This window comes from Vibrio sp. D417a, assembly GCF_030248595.1.
Lineage (GTDB): Bacteria > Pseudomonadota > Gammaproteobacteria > Enterobacterales > Vibrionaceae > Vibrio > Vibrio alginolyticus.
The window spans coordinates 1-15022 of sequence record NZ_JAHGAM010000001.1 but is presented as its reverse complement, the minus strand read 5'-3'; the positions used below and the strand labels follow the sequence as shown (position 1 = coordinate 15022).

Below are 15022 nucleotides of genomic sequence, written 5' to 3'. Positions count from 1 at the left end.
AGACAAAAAAATACCCGAGACTGAGCTCGGGTATTTAATAAAAATGTTCGCTATGAGTTCTGCGTCGATTCTACTTTGCGTAGCTGTGATAGATACTTAACCCAACTCTTTGCCTGATTCGATGGCTTAATCTCATTCGCTCTTTTGGCATTAGCGAGCGCATCGTCAAACCGCTTAAGTTTGTAGTAAGCGCGAGTTTTGATAAGTGCAACATCCGCTTTACGACCTCTGACCTTATCGAGCGCGGCAATGGCATCTTTATAATGGCCTTCTTGCACCAACAGTTGAGAATAGTTCCAGTAATACTGCCTATCTAGCTGAGCTGCAATACGCCAGCTATCAATAGACTCTTCCCACTCTTTTGCCATTTGCCAATACGTTGCTTGCTGAGCTTTTAGCTTACTATTCGAGTTTACATCCTCTAGCTCGTTCATCACCAACGCAGCTCTCTCAGGAATACCTCGTTTCGCGTACAATTGTGCCAGCAGCTTTAAGTCATCTTGGCTAAGTTGTAACCCTTTCAGTTTTGCCAACGCCAAAGAGTCTAGGGCACGTTTGTTGTCATCAACCCGTAGGTATAGAGCAACAAGCTGACGCCACCATTCAATTCGCTCAGGTTCAATCACGATTAAGCGTTTGATGGTCGAGATTGCCGGCTTCCACTTTTTCAGTTCTAGCTCAGCAGAAAGCTTTATCGACAATGCGCCAAGCTTGTCTGGCTGACCAAATTTCTCATAACGAGCCATTGCTGAAAGCACTTTTTGCCACTGACTCAGTTGATAATGAGATTGGGAAATACGCAGCCATAGCTCATGCGCTTTTTGACCTTTAGGAATGTTTTTGCTCAAGGCATAGTAATGAGGTAAAGCCTTAGAAAAACGTTGCTCGTTCAGCAGTATATCAGCCAACATTTTTCGGGTTTGCCATGCTTGCTCATCTTGTAGCAAACCACTATTGACTGCCAACTCAAGTTGCTTAATCGCCGCTTGAGTTTGCTCGTTCTGCCAGTAAAAAATACCCAACATTCGAGCGACATAAGCTTGGTCATATCCACGAGAAAGCTCCATAGCTTCAAGAGATGAAATCGCTTCTTTTAGTTTCTCCTCTTGAGCCAAGTTGTGTGCTCGTTGAACTCTCGCTGCGGTGTATTGGCTTAACTCACTGGCAATGGTTGAGAGTGCACTCAGGCTTAATACCGTACCGATTAAGAATTTTTTCATCATTTGGCTAACTTGAACTCCACTTTAGCGGTTTGTCCGAACTGCTCAATTGACACACCATCCTCAACTTTTGGCTGATACTTCCATTTTTTAAGCGCACGGATTGCTTCCCTTTCAAACATGCGCTCGGGCTCAGCCTCGATCACTTCAATATCTTTTGGTCGTCCAGTTGCATCGATCGTGAAACGCATAATGACATAACCTTCCACTCTACGTTTCAGCGCCTTACTTGGATAGCGAGGATCAACACGATACAACGGCAGTGCTTGCTGGTTGCCCATTGTTCCCTTCAAGTTTGGGGCGCTAATCGCGATGCCTTCAAGGGCTGTGTTTAAACCTAAAGCACTGACTGGCGTCATCTGACTCATTGGTTCCATTTGAGTGTCAGCTTGAGACAGATCCATTGGCTCCGGCGCTTGAGGTGGTTCTGGTTGCTCCGGCACTGAACGTTGACGACGCTGCACGTCTGCTTCATTCTCTACCATCACCATATCAAAACGAACGGCTTCTGAAGCTTCTGGTGCACGCTGGTTGCCTTTATCAACCATCCACGCCATAAAGCTAAACAAGCTCACAGAAATTAACAGTGATGCTGGTAGTGCAAGTAACAGCCTGCCCATTAAGGTTTCTCCGCCGCCAATGCAATGTTCTTCACACCCGCCGCCTTTGCAGCGTCCATCACTTTCACGACAGTGCCATTGTAAGCATGCTCGTCAGCTTGGATAACTAACGAGGCATCAGGTTGATCAAGTAACAGGTGCTCAATAGAGGCCTCAACACGCTCAATATCAACCACTCGTTTGTCAATGTACACATCATTCGCTGCCGTTACTGCGATAAAAATGCCCGCGTCTTTTTGACTTACTACATTAGAAGCCTGGGGGCGATTCACTTCTACACCGGATTCACGTACAAACGAACTGGTCACAATGAAGAAGATCAACATGATGAAGACGATATCAAGCATCGAGGTTAAATCGACTTGAGCTTCATCTTGTTGGTTAGGTCTGCGTCCGAGTCTCACTTTTGACTCCTTAAAGATTGTTCTAACTGGATAGCTTTTCGTTCACACACTTTGCTAAGGCGAGCATGAATAAACATGCCCGCAAGCGCTGCTACCATACCTGCCATGGTTGGCAGCGTAGCAAGTGAGATACCAGAAGCCATCAATTTCGGATTGCTGCTGCCTTGCGATGCCATTACGTCAAACACCGTAATCATGCCTGTCACCGTCCCTAACAACCCTAGCATTGGGCAAACCGCCACAAGTAGCTTAATAGTCGATAGGTTTTGGCGTAGTTCGATTTGCGCTTTTGCAATCCATCCTTCACGGATTTGATGCGCGTACCAAGAGTGGTGCTCTGATCTTGCTTGCCACTGCTCACAAAGCTGTTTTTTTACCCCAGGGAAAACCGTTGTGAGATAAATAACTCGCTCCATAACCAACAGCCAGCACACCGCCACGACGGCGGCCAGCCACCATAGGATTTGACCACCTTGCTGCATAAAGCTCATCAAGGTTGTGGCCCAATCCTCACTGATCAAACCCAATGTGCTGAGTAGGATCTGCTCCATTACGCTGCGTTCTCCGCTAAGGTGTTAGAGTGACTTTTGTTATTCGGCATATCACGCTCAGCTTGTTCTGCAACTAAACCGATGCCTTGTTTTTCTAAGATACTGCGAATATTTTCTGCTTGAGAGCTCAATACGTTGTGCGCTAATAGCAAAGGCATGGCTGAAACAAGGCCAAGTACGGTAGTCACAAGTGCCATTGAAATACCACCCGCCATTACTTTCGGATCACCATTACCAAATTGAGTGATGACTTGGAAGGTTTCGATCATACCCGTTACCGTGCCTAGTAGGCCAAGCATAGGAGCTAGAGCAGCAAGAAGCTTAAGCATCGACAACCCTTTTTCTAGGTGGGTTTGCTCATCAACAACGGCTTCCAAAAGACGTAGTTCTAACGCTTCTACGCTGCGATGCTTGTCTTTCTGGTATACCGCAAGCACGCGACCCAAAGGGTTGTTTCCTGGCTGCGCTGGGGTTTTCAGTTGCTTCATGATTTTCTGGCGCGAAATCATCAGAGATGCACCACGTACGAGCGCAATCAATAGGCCGATAGCCAATAAACCAAGGATGATTTTGCCGACAACGCCACCCGCATTTAGGCGATCAGCCAAAGTCGGTGAGTTTGCGAGCTGCTCAAGAAGAATGCCACGTGACGGATCTATGACAAGCGCATCAATGTCACCAGAGGAAATAGTATTCGCTGTTGGACCGCTTTCAGGCTGACGAAGATAGTTTACCGCATCTCCGCGTTGACCATTCCACTTAACGTAGCCAGTGTCATCCAGCAGCGCCATAGAACCAAGACGAACACCACTAACCGTTTGTTCACGACCCTCGCCATTTAGCAGTGTGAAAGAGACGTTTGCCATTTCACCGCTTGCTTTGATTTGTTCTTCCATGCTGCGCCACATCGCCTGAAGTTGGGTCAACGTTGGCAGTGATTTAGCCGCAACAATAGCATCGATATCTTTCTGATATGAGTTTGCATCTACACCGGTTACTGAGCTTTTTAGCTCAGACTCTAGCTCTTTTGCGTTCTGGCGAACGACGCCAAATAACTCACCTAGGCTCCCGGTTTCTAGACGCAACTTTTCTTCTAGCTGTGCCAGTTCTGCTTCATTTTCACCGAAGGTAACACTTAATGAGTCCGCCTCTGCTTGAAGAGCAGCACGCTCTGCCACCAATTTATTCTTTATAGCCTGTAGGTCTTGCTCTGTTTGCTTAAAACCTGATTCACGCGCGACATTGTGCGATTGCTGTTGACGATTTTCTTGCTGCGCCTTTTGTAACAACGCATCACTAGCAAAAGTTGTATAAGGCATTAATGCGGCTGTCGAGATTAATGCAACCGATAACCATTTTTTCATCATTTATTTGCCCTCCGCAGCGGTTAACGACACTGGCAGAGTTAACATACTCGGCGCGATCTGTTTATTCGCCATAGCGAACGCTTTGTCTAGCTCTGATTTTTGCTCAGAACCCACTTGTTGCCATGCTTGTTGTTGCTGTGACCAGCTCCAAAATGTGTCACCAGATAAGCTACGCGCTACCAAAGACAAACGACCTAAATAGAGAATGTCCGCCTCCACAGCTTCATTGTCACCCAGGTTAATCTTGCCTTGGTAAACGCCAAGCTTGGTGCCGTAATCCATTTCAATTTGGTACGCTTCTAAAATACGACGAAACTTCTCTGCATCCGCAACGTCTGCACGCGTCATCATGGAATCCAGCTTTGCAATTCGCTCCTCACGTTGCGCTTTGCGTATAGGCTTGTCGTTAGCGACGAGCACTTTTAAGCCCTCAAGCATGTGATACATTAAAGGCACGACACCTTGACGAGTTTGAGCAATCTGTTCAATTTGCTCGTTCAAGCTATCAACTTCTTGATTTTGGCTCTCAACAAGGCTTGCAAGATGATCGCGATAAATCTTCAAGTTACCGACTTCTTCTTGCAGCTGCTCAATTTCAGCTTCTAGAGTAAGTGATTTTTCTGCGCTTGCATCAATACGTTTTTGGCTTACCGCCGACGACTGGTTTGTTTTACTCTGCACAGCTTGTGCATCGTTTAAGTTCGCCGCGTGAGCGGGAATCAAAACCGATGATATCAACAGAGCGATACTTGATTTCATTAGATTCATACGAGTTATATTTCTGTGTTCCAAAAACGACCAAAGGGGAAGACTACCCTTCCCCTTTAATAATCAAATTGTTATCAGTACTTGAACTGGATTGTTGCCATGTAGTTGCGGCTTTCTCCAACCACAACCCCACTCGCACCTTTTTGCTCGCCATTCGTGCTACCACCACCTGCGAAGTAGTCGGTATCGAATAAATTCTCGACATTGAATCGAGCAATGATATCCAAGTTTTCATCGTACTTATGTTTGTATGACACGCCCATATCAACGCGAGCGTAGCCATCTTTCTTGAAGGTGTTTTTTGCATCACCGTAGCGATCACCTTCATAAATCAAACCAAGGTTTAAGTTAGTGTTGTCTTGAACCTTGTAGCTAGACCATAGGCTTGCCGAGAACTCTGGCACGTCTACAGGGCGGTTGCCCTCATATCTTTCTGCCTTCTTAAGCTCTGCATCCAAATACATTGCAGAAGCGGTTAGCGACAACTCTGGGGTCACAAAACCTTGAGCCATTAACTCAGCGCCTTTGTGAACTTGCTCACCACCTTGCGTTTTCTTGTGTAGGAGATTGCCGCCCGCGTCTTTGCCGCTTTCAACATCCAGCGAGATGTTCTCTAACGTGATATCAAACACAGCACCAGATACAAATAAACGCTGATCAAACAGTTCCCACTTCGTACCGATTTCATAAGAGATACCACGCTCAGCGTCGAGTTTCTCACCTTCATTGATGTAGGTACGACTACCGTTGCTGACTTCACCTTGAGGCATGAAGCTTTCAGAATACTGAACGTAAACCGAGCCATTCGTCGATGGGTGGAATATCACACCTAACTTTGGAGAAACTTGGTTTTCGGTCAGTTCATCATCACGCTTTTCGTCATAACGAACACCTGCAAGCACTTGCCAGTAATCATTAATCGTCATCATATTTTGCGCGTAGATACCCCAAGTATCGTACTCAGCTGTTGGTGATTTCCTCGAACTACTATAGCTAGGCTTAGGCACCGTTTCTCCTGGCGCAATACTCGCCTCATTATGAAATGCCATAAAGCGATCATAACTGTAGTCTAAGTAGTTAGCGCCCACTAACAACGTGTTTTCCGTACCGAACAAAGTAAAGTCCGTCGTCACATCTATATATGCAGTATCAAATACCCAATTATCGGAGCGATCGTTGCCTCGATGCTTAATCGTATTTAACTCTTCATACTGATCAAACTTAGGGTAAGACTCTACATCAAAACGCTTAAAGTCTTGGCGGTTGTAACCTGCTTTTACGTTCACGTTATCCGTGACTTGCGCATTAATATCGACACCGTAGTTTTCTACTTCGTTATCAATTTCAGACCACTGCGCATCCCAAATGTACTTATCACCGCGAACCGCTTTGCCATCAACAATGTATGCGCCAGAGTCTACGCTACCATCGTCTTTCGTGCGATCGTAATGCGCTGACACCATAAAGTTGTCGGTGATGTCGTACTCAACCACTAGGCCCGCTACCGTACGATCTGTTCTAGGCTCAGTGCCATCACCGTACCTGCGCCAAGAGCCGTAGCTTTCTTTGGCAAAAATTGCGCGCGCACGCAGTGTCTCTGCATCATTTAGCGCGCCACTCACATCAAGCACAGTGCGTGAGTGATCATTCGAACCTAGATCTTGACTCAAACTTGCTTGTGTTTGAGTTGTTGGTTTTTTCGAAACCATGTTTACCAAGCCACCCGGCTCAGATTTACCGTATAGCAGACCTGATGGACCTTTAAGCACTTCAACACGCTCTAAAAGCTCAATTGGCTGACGGTAGTGTGACCAGTGTTGGCGACCATCACGAAGAAAACCGTCTGAACTGCTAAGTTCAAAACCACGTAGAGAGAAACGTTCGCGGTTACGGCTTGTACCACCCGCGCTAACACTTGCATCGTTACGTAGCACTTCACCAAGTGTACTTGCACGCTGCTCATCAATTACCGTTTCATCGATAACCGCTACTTGTCCCGGCGTTTCCAGCTGCGTCATTTCCATGCGCATTGCTGTACTGTTTGTATCTGCCTTGTAGCCGAACTCTCGACCTTCTACAACTACATGTTCGTCTGTTTGAACTTCCGCCACTGCAGGTGTTGCTAACACTGCACCGATCACTAACGCCAAATGGCTCTTAGTAAACATATCCTTTCACTCCGATTATTATTTTTCGGGTCACATACTTGTTGAATGCGATTCCCTCTTAATTATTTCGCGGGTGAATATAAGTGATAAGTATTACCATTTGCATTAAATTTACATTCTTTGCATTTGCAAACTTTTGTAAAGTACTCTCTGATGATGCGCCATGATAATGTGACATTAATCACAAAAATTACGACTTAATCATACTTATTGCTTGAACACTAAAGTAACCCTCAAACCACCTTGCTCACGGTTTTTCGCCGTGACTGCTCCACCCATAATACGCATGGATTCTTTGACAATCGCAAGACCTAAACCGTAGCCACCAAGCTTTTTATCTCTAGAAGCATCTAAGCGTGTAAACGGATCAAAAATATCGACCAGCTTGTTCTCTGGAATACCAGGCCCATCATCAGATACTGACATGGTGGTGAACTGCTGCCCTTCTTTGACATAATTTTCCAGAGAAACTTCTATCTGAGATGCTTGTCCTGAATATTTAATGGCATTACCAATAAGATTGTTCAAACAACGAATGACCAGCATTTCTTCACAAATGGCTTTAGCACATACAGCTTCTGAGCGGAAAGACAACGTCTGTTCTGACTTCAAATCTATTTTGCAACGTTCTACTTGCGGGGAGAGCAAAACTTCTAAATCACAGCGTTTCGTGGCTTTGTCGAAGCGCGCATTTTCCAAGCGACTGAACTCCAATATATCGCTGATCAAATGGTTCAGCTCTTTTGCTTCATCTTCTAGCCTTGTCACTAGGCTTTGCTCACTTTCTCCAACACGCTTTCGCAAAAGATGTAGAACCAAGTTCTGCCTCGCTAACGGCGTTCTCAATTCGTGAGAGACATCTCTTATAAGCAGTCGCTGCTTTTCAGCGAGAGAATGAATCTGTTGCGTCATGTGATCGAAATCTTGCGCTAACTCGTTAAACTCACGCGTGCTCGACTTCAGCTCTTTCACGACACTGACATTAAAATCTCCATTAGATAGCTTTTTGCTTGCTTCTCTCAATCGATCCAATGGTTGCTGTAAGTTACGTGCCATTAGCAGTGAAAAGAGCGCCAAAATAACCACTGCAATCACGACTTTGAGAATAGAGAAATACAGAATGAAGTCATTTGCAGGGTGCAGTCGATGTGGCAATTGAATCACTAAAGTATTGCCATGAACTAAAGGAATATTGATGATGGGGCGATTCACTTTCCCCTCAAGTTGATCATCAATGCTTCTCTTAAATTGAAGTTTGAACTCGAAGTGCGGATGCATCAGACGGTGCGTAACTGGTTGCTGATGTTCATTCAACACAAATAAATAAAAGTTTTGCGCATTTGCCCAGTCAGCAAGTTCGTCCATGTCTCCGTGCTCAATCAATACATTGGCTTGATGTGCAAGGTCTAGCATTTCTTCTCGCACACTATCGGGCACTTTCAACATGGCTTTCACCAGAGCTTGTTCCGCTAAGGATTGCACGACCAAAATACTAATGACAATTGCGGTCATGCAACTAAATAACTTGAACGCTAAGCTATCTTTACGTTTTGCAATAAAAGGTGGACATCGGAGCTTCATTAACGGTTTACAGCCTCTAAATAACTGTAACCTTTGCCACGGAAGGTTTTGATATGTTGCTTGGAAAGCCCCGCTTCAACTAACTTGCGACGTATGTTACTGATGTGCATATCAAGGTTGCGATCAAAAGGACTCAGCTCTTTCTTTAACACTTCGGTTTGAAGCTCTGCTTTTGAAATCACGACTCCTTGGTTTTTTACCAAGTAGCTCAATAGTTCAGCTTCCGTACTTGTGAGGGGTAAGCTATTAAGCTGGTCACTGATCGTTTGAACGGTACTACACATCGCCTGACGTTGACGTTCCAAGCCAACACGACGAAGAATCGCTTTGATGCGCATTAGAAGCTCAGCGACATTAAAAGGCTTTCCGATATACTGATCGGCCCCCGCTTGGTAACCATCAAGCATCGAGTTTTCATCGTTGAGAGCGGTAAGCATTAGAATAGGTGTCGCGAAGCGCTGACAGATCCTACGAGCAACTTGCATGCCGTTAAGGTTTGGTAACATGACATCAAGCAATACAAGATCTACAGGCGTTTTTTCCATATATTGCAGCGCACTTTCACCGCAATGCACAGAAGAGACGATGTAGCCCTCCTCTTGCAAAACCGCTTCTAACAGCTCACACAAAGGAACGTCATCATCGACTATCAAAACTCGTGACATTACCACTCACCATTCAAATAAAAATGGTTCGCATTTTATTACTCATTTACCAATTAAACAACTAACACTCTAATGCTTTGAGTCCACAGGACTCAGTCCAAGAAGCAACAACGTGCCATTAGAGTTTAATGTTCACTTTTACTAAAGGTTCCTAACAATATGCACCTAGATATATCTTCATAGAAAAAACGAGTACAATCTGGCAACCGCAAAGAAAAGATAAAGCGAATGGAAACGTTATTAATTGGTCACCGTGGCGTGGCAGGTTCATACCCTGAGAATACAAAAATAAGCATTCAGGCAGCCATTGACCTGGGGTTGAGGTGGGTGGAAGTGGATATACAGCCTACCAAAGATAATGTTTTAGTGGTTTGCCATGATCATACCGTCAATCGATGCAGCAATGGACAAGGCCGTGTTGATGAGCTCACCCTGGAAGAGTTAAAAGCATTAGATTTCGGTAGTTGGTTTAGCACAGACTTTTCAGGCGAGAAGATCGTGACACTAGATGAACTGCTCACTTTAGCTACTGAGAATAAGCTTAACTTGAATATCGAAGTTAAAGTAGACAACCATCCAGCGGAAGAAGTGGCGCAGACTCTCGCCAATGCGTTAACAAAAAGTCCAATGCCGCAAGAGAATGTACTCCTATCGAGCTTTAGTCATGACGTCATTAGAGCGATGCACAAATACTGCAGTGGCTACCGATTGGGTGTGTTAAGTGAATTCTTTACGAGAAAAGATAAACGCCTTTTGGAAGAAGTTAGTGCCTATAGCTGCAACCTAAACATTAACTGGGTTCGTACTCGCCAGATAAACAAACTCCAACAAGCCGGTTACAAAGTGATGTGCTATACGGTGAACAATCCAAATAAACTGAAATACCTGCCTCAGTTAGACGGTATTTTTAGTGATCATCCACAGCGCTTTATGCCATAGCCTATAAGAGCCAGAACATTAAAGGGGACCTTTTGTTACCACTCAATCTGAATTGGTGTCCCCATCTCGACAAGCTGGATAAATTCGTCCATCTCCTCGTTGGTAATCGCAATACACCCATTAGTCCAATCAAAACTTTGGATGTAAATCGGCAACTGACTCTCACCGTTTTTTAAGCCATGAATTTTGATGTTCCCTCCAGGGGACACACCTCGGCGCTTCGCTTCCAACGTATCAATCGCATCAGGGTAACTGATATGCACAGAACGATAAAAAGCAGAGTCCTCTATAACATAATCTAGAGTGTATTCGCCCTCTGGTGTGCGATTGTCTCCCTCTTCTTGTTTATGTCCTTGAGGGTTCGCTCCTAAAGCAATTCGGTATTCTTTTAGCACTGCTCCTTGTTCCATCAAATACATTCGACGCTTAGACTTATCGACTTTAACGAGGTCAACAGCTGCGTGAGCGCCAGAAGCAAACACACAACACAAGAACATAGAGCACCATTTTACTGACATTGTCGTAACGCCTAAGCTAATAAAGTGAACAAGAAAAGAGCGATAATGCTAGTCAGTTAATGCTCGTAAAGCAAACAGTATCTAATGCGGAACCATAAGATAGACTCGCTGAAAGGCGTACTTCTTATCGTTATTTGATACAACAAAAGTCAAAGAGAAGATTTCTCTATTCATTGCGGCTAAGTTGCATTACTTTATAAGCATATTTATTTATAAAGTCCGCACTTTTTGAGAGGGAACCATGATTAACATTGCTTTTTTTAGTGCAAAATCCTACGACGAAGCCTCTTTTAATAAAATTAAAAATAACCGCGATTTTGAATTTCACTATCACGACTTCCGACTAACCGAAAAAACAGCCAAGATGGCGCACGGCAGTGATGTCGTATGTGCGTTTGTTAATGATGATCTTTCAGCTCCTGTCCTTAAACAGCTTTCTCTGGGCGGGACCAAGCTTATTGCTATGCGCTGCGCGGGATATGATAAAGTTGATCAACAAGCAGCCAAAGAACTAGGCTTACAAGTGGTTCGAGTTCCTGCTTACTCACCAGAAGCAGTGGCAGAGCACACGGTTGGTTTAATGATGTGCCTAAACCGCCGCCTTCACAAGGCCTACCAACGGACACGTGACGCCAACTTCTCGCTAGAAGGTCTTGTTGGCTTTAACTTTTTCGGAAAAACCGTTGGTGTTATTGGTACGGGTAAGATTGGTATCGCAACGATGCGTATCTTCAAAGGGCTTGGCATGGAACTGCTTTGCTACGACCCCTACGAAAACCCATTAGCGCTAGAAATGGGAGCCCGTTACTGTTCGCTTGAAGAAATCTACGCTAATGCGGATATTATCTCTCTCCATTGTCCAATGAGTGAAGAAAACTATCACTTATTGAACGAAAAAGCCTTCGCGCAAATGAAAGATGGTGTAATGATCATTAACACCAGTCGAGGCGAGTTGCTAGATTCACTAGCGGCGATAGAAGCGTTGAAACAAGGTAAGATTGGTGCGCTTGGCCTAGACGTGTATGACAATGAAAAAGACTTATTCTTCCAAGATAAATCTAACGATGTCATTGTAGATGATGTTTTCCGCCGTTTATCGGCTTGTCATAACGTGCTGTTTACTGGCCACCAAGCATTCTTGACTCACGAAGCACTGAATAATATTGCCTCTGTGACGCTTGATAACGTCGAAGCCTTTTTCTCTGGTAACGTATCGGGCAATGAACTGATTAACTAAAGCCAGACAATCGAGAAGTATAGTAGAGCGTGTGATCTCAGCTATGCTATACTCCTCGACTATTTAAAATTTGAGCCAAATTACCATGAGCATAAAAACTGATATTCAAAAGCTGCACAACCGTTTAGATACATGCCAACGTAAACTTGATGCGGCACGTTCTCGTGGTGATCACGAAATGATTACAAAGTTCACGGATGAAGTAGAACAGCTTACCAAAAAGCTTAACCAGTTAAAGCACAAGCAAAACTATGAGCTGAACAAAGAACGTAAAAGCTTACTTGATATGCCTTTCTCTCGTGAAATCACCAAAGCAGAACAAGCGGACATCGGCAAACTGAAAAAACGCGTACGCGGCTTAGTAATCGTTCACCCATTAACAAAAGTTGGTAAAGAACTTCGCCTTGATGTGATGACAGGCTTTGCGCCAAAAGAGTTTTAAAACTCGCATTAACATTTATGGAGCCCAAGCATTTGCTTGGGCTTTTTATTTTGTACTGCTTCATTAGATTTCATCGAAATATCAATCCATAAGCTATTAAAAAGGCCAGCGACAAAAGCCACTGACCTATTTCGACCAATATCGTCCGCATTACATCTCAACGTTACGACAGTTGCTGCAACTTGTGCTCCACAACGGGATCATTCGGAACCAACTGCTGAGCGACTTCCAAAAGCTGTACTGCATCTTGCGGGTTGTCATACTCATGCTTAAGTGCAATATCAACAAGTGGCTGAATATCGATTTGCGCTTGATGCTCCTTCACATGTTCTTTCTTTTCTTCAATTAGTACATTATGAGCGGTACTCAGTAAGTTTAAACGATGCTGTGAACTCGCATTCGCCTTGTTAAGGCACTGATAGTAATCTTCTTTTAAGCGCAGCGTTTTGGTCTGATGACGAAACTGCGCTATATCTATCTTCTGATAACGTATAAAGTCTACGGCCACTTGCTTATAAAAACCGAATTTATTCAAATACGTCGCGTGGGTACCATGTCCCATCCCAAAGACCCTCAAGTGAGTGAGCTCTGGGTAGCGTTTGGCGTGAAGGCGGTCGATTTCATTAGTTGGATCATAAATGATATAGCCTTTTGCATCGCCAAGGTCGAGGTCGTGATACTTTCCTTCCCAATCAAATTGTTGGGCAAGTTCAGTACTTGGCCTATCATCCCATGGCACCAAAACTTTGTTTTTTGTGCTGACCGGGTGAAACATCAATACTTGATCCAACTTTAATAGATTAGAAAAGGCACCAATAGCAAAACCACCGCGGCTAAGTCCATAGCCTAAACGACATTCAAAGGGCTCAAGTAAAGTCGACAGTTGCTCTAGAAAGAAAATTAAATTACGGCTACGAAACCAATTACTTTTCCCAAGGTGCTGAAATGAAATAATATTTACTTTTTGTTTCTGGGCTAAGCGATAGCCCCAAGGCGCAAAGTCTGAGTGTAAGTCCTGTACTTGTAGATTCGTACCAGCAGGGGAAAAGGTGAACAACAACGGTTTATTGCGGTCGACAAACTCATACTTAACAAATACATCATCAAGTAAGTCCTCCCCGGACATCGGTAGCCTGGTTTGCTGTTCTTCACGAGAAAGAGCCAGCCATTCATCCAACCAGTACAGTAACTTCATTAATCCTCCATCTAAATTGCGCCTAGCAATTGTGTTAAAAATCTAGTTTTTAGTGTGTGATCATCTCCCCCTGGTTACAGGGGACTCTGATATCAGTCCTCTTTTAAAACAAAGCGTGAATTTGCTTATTAAATTGGTCAATATCTAAGGTTTGATGGCGAACAAACTCCTGCGCCACCAGATTAAAAAATTCTAATTTATCTAATTGTGTGGATTGAGTGCCGTGTCCCATACCGACGACTTTTAAATGGGTAAGCTCTGGATAACGTTCAGCATGAAGACGATCAATGCGATTGGATGGGTCATAAATAATATAACCTTTGGCATTGCCCAAATCTCGATCATGGTAGCCGCTTTCCCAAGCAAACTGCTGAGCAAGCTCAGTACTCGGCCGATCATCCCAAGGCACTAACGCTTTATTTTTAGTGCTAACAGGATAAAACAACAAAAGATGTTCTAGTTTCAGCAAGTTAGCGAACGCGCCAATTGCAAAGCCACCTCGACTTTGCCCATAACCCAAACGACATTTGAAGGGATGAAGCAACTCAGATAGCTGCTCCAGAAAGAAAATCAAATTCCGACTACGGAACCAATTACTTTGTCCTAAATGTTGAAAGGCAATAATGTTTACTTTTTGTTGTATTCCGAGCTCGTAGCCCCAAGGAGAAAAATCCGGAGTTAAGTCTTGTACCTGCACATCAGTACCGGAAGGAGAAAATGTGAACAACAATGGCTTGTTAAGATCGACGAGTTCATACTTCACAAATACATCATCAAGTAAATCGTAGCCAGAGATAGGTAAAGCCATCTCTTGTTCTTGTTGAGTAAGAGCTTGCCATTCATCTAACCAGTAAAGTAGCTTCATTTTTTCTCCAAGTACATTTGCAGTATTTAGACTGGGACTCTATCAAAATGCGTTTAAGCATCCCACGTTGAGACTTAAGAAAGCTCTATTTGAAGCCCAAATGAGACGTATGGAAATGTCTTCGATTGAAGGTATTACTGCGTAAACTAAACCCAATGTAGGTACGCAAAAACTTGGAGAAAGAGCTAGAGAAAAACCAATTAGAAGTTTCGATAACAGCGGTTAAAAAACAGCAGATACAAAAAAACCGCTGTAAGAACAGCGGTTTTTTTAAAAGTGGCGGAGAGATAGGGATTTGAACCCTAGATACGCTATTAACGTATGCCGGTTTTCAAGACCGGTGCTTTCAACCACTCAGCCATCTCTCCACAAATTGTCACTAAAACTTAGTCTTATACTATCGATGCTAATTTTTAGTTTTGCCTTCAGTTATCTCAATTAAAAGGAAACTTGAAAGCGATGTTTAAAGCCTGTCGATGTCC

Annotated in this window: 15 protein-coding genes and 1 tRNA gene; 3 read left to right on the top strand and 13 right to left on the bottom strand. The window is 44.0% G+C overall.

Annotated elements, in window-relative coordinates:
- Positions 1–50 precede the first annotated feature (50 nt).
- From KI742_RS00080 to KI742_RS00040, 9 genes are all read right to left on the bottom strand, one after another.
- Complete coding sequence (locus KI742_RS00080; RefSeq protein ID WP_017635539.1) at positions 51–1223, bottom strand: hypothetical protein; 1173 nt, start codon at positions 1221–1223, stop codon at positions 51–53.
- Positions 1220–1840 (bottom strand): energy transducer TonB, encoded by a 621-nt coding sequence (locus tag KI742_RS00075; RefSeq protein WP_005374256.1) that lies wholly within the window; start codon positions 1838–1840, stop codon positions 1220–1222. Before KI742_RS00075 ends, KI742_RS00080 begins: the two co-directional genes overlap by 4 nt.
- On the bottom strand, positions 1840–2244 hold the full coding sequence (locus tag KI742_RS00070; RefSeq protein ID WP_005374257.1) for a biopolymer transporter ExbD: 405 nt from the start codon (positions 2242–2244) through the stop codon (positions 1840–1842). The genes KI742_RS00075 and KI742_RS00070 overlap by 1 nt, the downstream gene beginning before the upstream one ends.
- A complete protein-coding gene (locus KI742_RS00065) occupies positions 2241–2795 on the bottom strand; it encodes a MotA/TolQ/ExbB proton channel family protein (RefSeq protein WP_017635540.1) in 555 nt (184 codons plus the stop codon). The genes KI742_RS00070 and KI742_RS00065 overlap by 4 nt, the downstream gene beginning before the upstream one ends.
- Complete coding sequence (locus KI742_RS00060) at positions 2795–4162, bottom strand: MotA/TolQ/ExbB proton channel family protein (protein ID WP_042523423.1); 1368 nt, start codon at positions 4160–4162, stop codon at positions 2795–2797. The genes KI742_RS00065 and KI742_RS00060 overlap by 1 nt, the downstream gene beginning before the upstream one ends.
- Positions 4163–4930: a DUF3450 domain-containing protein gene (locus KI742_RS00055; RefSeq protein WP_005374260.1), complete on the bottom strand. Its 768-nt coding sequence runs from the start codon at positions 4928–4930 to the stop codon at positions 4163–4165.
- 74 nt (positions 4931–5004) lie between these two features.
- Positions 5005–7098, bottom strand: coding sequence for a TonB-dependent siderophore receptor (locus KI742_RS00050; RefSeq protein ID WP_054579204.1), 2094 nt, complete (start codon positions 7096–7098; stop codon positions 5005–5007).
- Positions 7099–7305: 207 nt separating this feature from the next.
- Positions 7306–8679, bottom strand: a complete 1374-nt coding sequence (locus KI742_RS00045; protein WP_285385013.1) for a sensor histidine kinase — start codon at positions 8677–8679, stop codon at positions 7306–7308.
- On the bottom strand, positions 8679–9344 hold the full coding sequence (locus tag KI742_RS00040) for a response regulator transcription factor (protein ID WP_258494034.1): 666 nt from the start codon (positions 9342–9344) through the stop codon (positions 8679–8681). The genes KI742_RS00045 and KI742_RS00040 overlap by 1 nt, the downstream gene beginning before the upstream one ends.
- A gap of 228 nt (positions 9345–9572) precedes the next feature.
- Here KI742_RS00040 and KI742_RS00035 point away from each other — a divergent pair, with 228 nt between their 5' ends.
- Entirely contained in the window at positions 9573–10283 is a 711-nt protein-coding gene (locus KI742_RS00035; RefSeq protein WP_225496557.1) for a glycerophosphodiester phosphodiesterase family protein, read from the top strand.
- 35 nt (positions 10284–10318) lie between these two features.
- Here KI742_RS00035 and KI742_RS00030 read toward each other — a convergent pair whose 3' ends face one another.
- Positions 10319–10801, bottom strand: coding sequence for a murein L,D-transpeptidase family protein (locus KI742_RS00030; protein WP_285385014.1), 483 nt, complete (start codon positions 10799–10801; stop codon positions 10319–10321).
- A gap of 241 nt (positions 10802–11042) precedes the next feature.
- On the opposite strand from KI742_RS00030, the gene KI742_RS00025 reads away from it, so the two are divergent.
- Together KI742_RS00025 and KI742_RS00020 are read left to right on the top strand one after the other, a co-directional pair.
- Positions 11043–12038, top strand: coding sequence for a 2-hydroxyacid dehydrogenase (locus KI742_RS00025; RefSeq protein WP_054579202.1), 996 nt, complete (start codon positions 11043–11045; stop codon positions 12036–12038).
- A gap of 85 nt (positions 12039–12123) precedes the next feature.
- Positions 12124–12480: a YibL family ribosome-associated protein gene (locus KI742_RS00020; RefSeq protein ID WP_005374274.1), complete on the top strand. Its 357-nt coding sequence runs from the start codon at positions 12124–12126 to the stop codon at positions 12478–12480.
- Positions 12481–12643: 163 nt separating this feature from the next.
- On the opposite strand, the gene KI742_RS00015 is transcribed toward KI742_RS00020, so the two are convergent.
- From KI742_RS00015 to KI742_RS00005, 3 genes are all read right to left on the bottom strand, one after another.
- Positions 12644–13675 carry a hypothetical protein gene (locus tag KI742_RS00015; protein ID WP_005374275.1) on the bottom strand — a complete coding sequence of 344 codons (1032 nt, stop codon included), beginning with the start codon at positions 13673–13675 and terminating at the stop codon, positions 12644–12646.
- A gap of 103 nt (positions 13676–13778) precedes the next feature.
- Positions 13779–14540, bottom strand: coding sequence for a cytosolic protein (locus KI742_RS00010; protein ID WP_213866828.1), 762 nt, complete (start codon positions 14538–14540; stop codon positions 13779–13781).
- A gap of 277 nt (positions 14541–14817) precedes the next feature.
- Positions 14818–14908 (bottom strand) — tRNA-Ser (locus tag KI742_RS00005).
- Positions 14909–15022 lie beyond the last annotated feature (114 nt).

Coding starts and splice junctions, on each gene's coding strand:
- KI742_RS00015 (WP_005374275.1), bottom strand. CDS start 13,675: ATGAAGTTACTGTACTGGTTGGATGAATGGCTGGCTCTTTCTCGTGAA.
- KI742_RS00010 (WP_213866828.1), bottom strand. CDS start 14,540: ATGAAGCTACTTTACTGGTTAGATGAATGGCAAGCTCTTACTCAACAA.
- KI742_RS00025 (WP_054579202.1), top strand. CDS start 11,043: ATGATTAACATTGCTTTTTTTAGTGCAAAATCCTACGACGAAGCCTCT.
- KI742_RS00080 (WP_017635539.1), bottom strand. CDS start 1,223: ATGATGAAAAAATTCTTAATCGGTACGGTATTAAGCCTGAGTGCACTC.
- KI742_RS00050 (WP_054579204.1), bottom strand. CDS start 7,098: ATGTTTACTAAGAGCCATTTGGCGTTAGTGATCGGTGCAGTGTTAGCA.
- KI742_RS00040 (WP_258494034.1), bottom strand. CDS start 9,344: ATGTCACGAGTTTTGATAGTCGATGATGACGTTCCTTTGTGTGAGCTG.
- KI742_RS00060 (WP_042523423.1), bottom strand. CDS start 4,162: ATGATGAAAAAATGGTTATCGGTTGCATTAATCTCGACAGCCGCATTA.
- KI742_RS00030 (WP_285385014.1), bottom strand. CDS start 10,801: ATGTCAGTAAAATGGTGCTCTATGTTCTTGTGTTGTGTGTTTGCTTCT.
- KI742_RS00035 (WP_225496557.1), top strand. CDS start 9,573: ATGGAAACGTTATTAATTGGTCACCGTGGCGTGGCAGGTTCATACCCT.
- KI742_RS00020 (WP_005374274.1), top strand. CDS start 12,124: ATGAGCATAAAAACTGATATTCAAAAGCTGCACAACCGTTTAGATACA.
- KI742_RS00055 (WP_005374260.1), bottom strand. CDS start 4,930: ATGAATCTAATGAAATCAAGTATCGCTCTGTTGATATCATCGGTTTTG.
- KI742_RS00075 (WP_005374256.1), bottom strand. CDS start 1,840: ATGGGCAGGCTGTTACTTGCACTACCAGCATCACTGTTAATTTCTGTG.
- KI742_RS00065 (WP_017635540.1), bottom strand. CDS start 2,795: ATGGAGCAGATCCTACTCAGCACATTGGGTTTGATCAGTGAGGATTGG.
- KI742_RS00045 (WP_285385013.1), bottom strand. CDS start 8,679: ATGAAGCTCCGATGTCCACCTTTTATTGCAAAACGTAAAGATAGCTTA.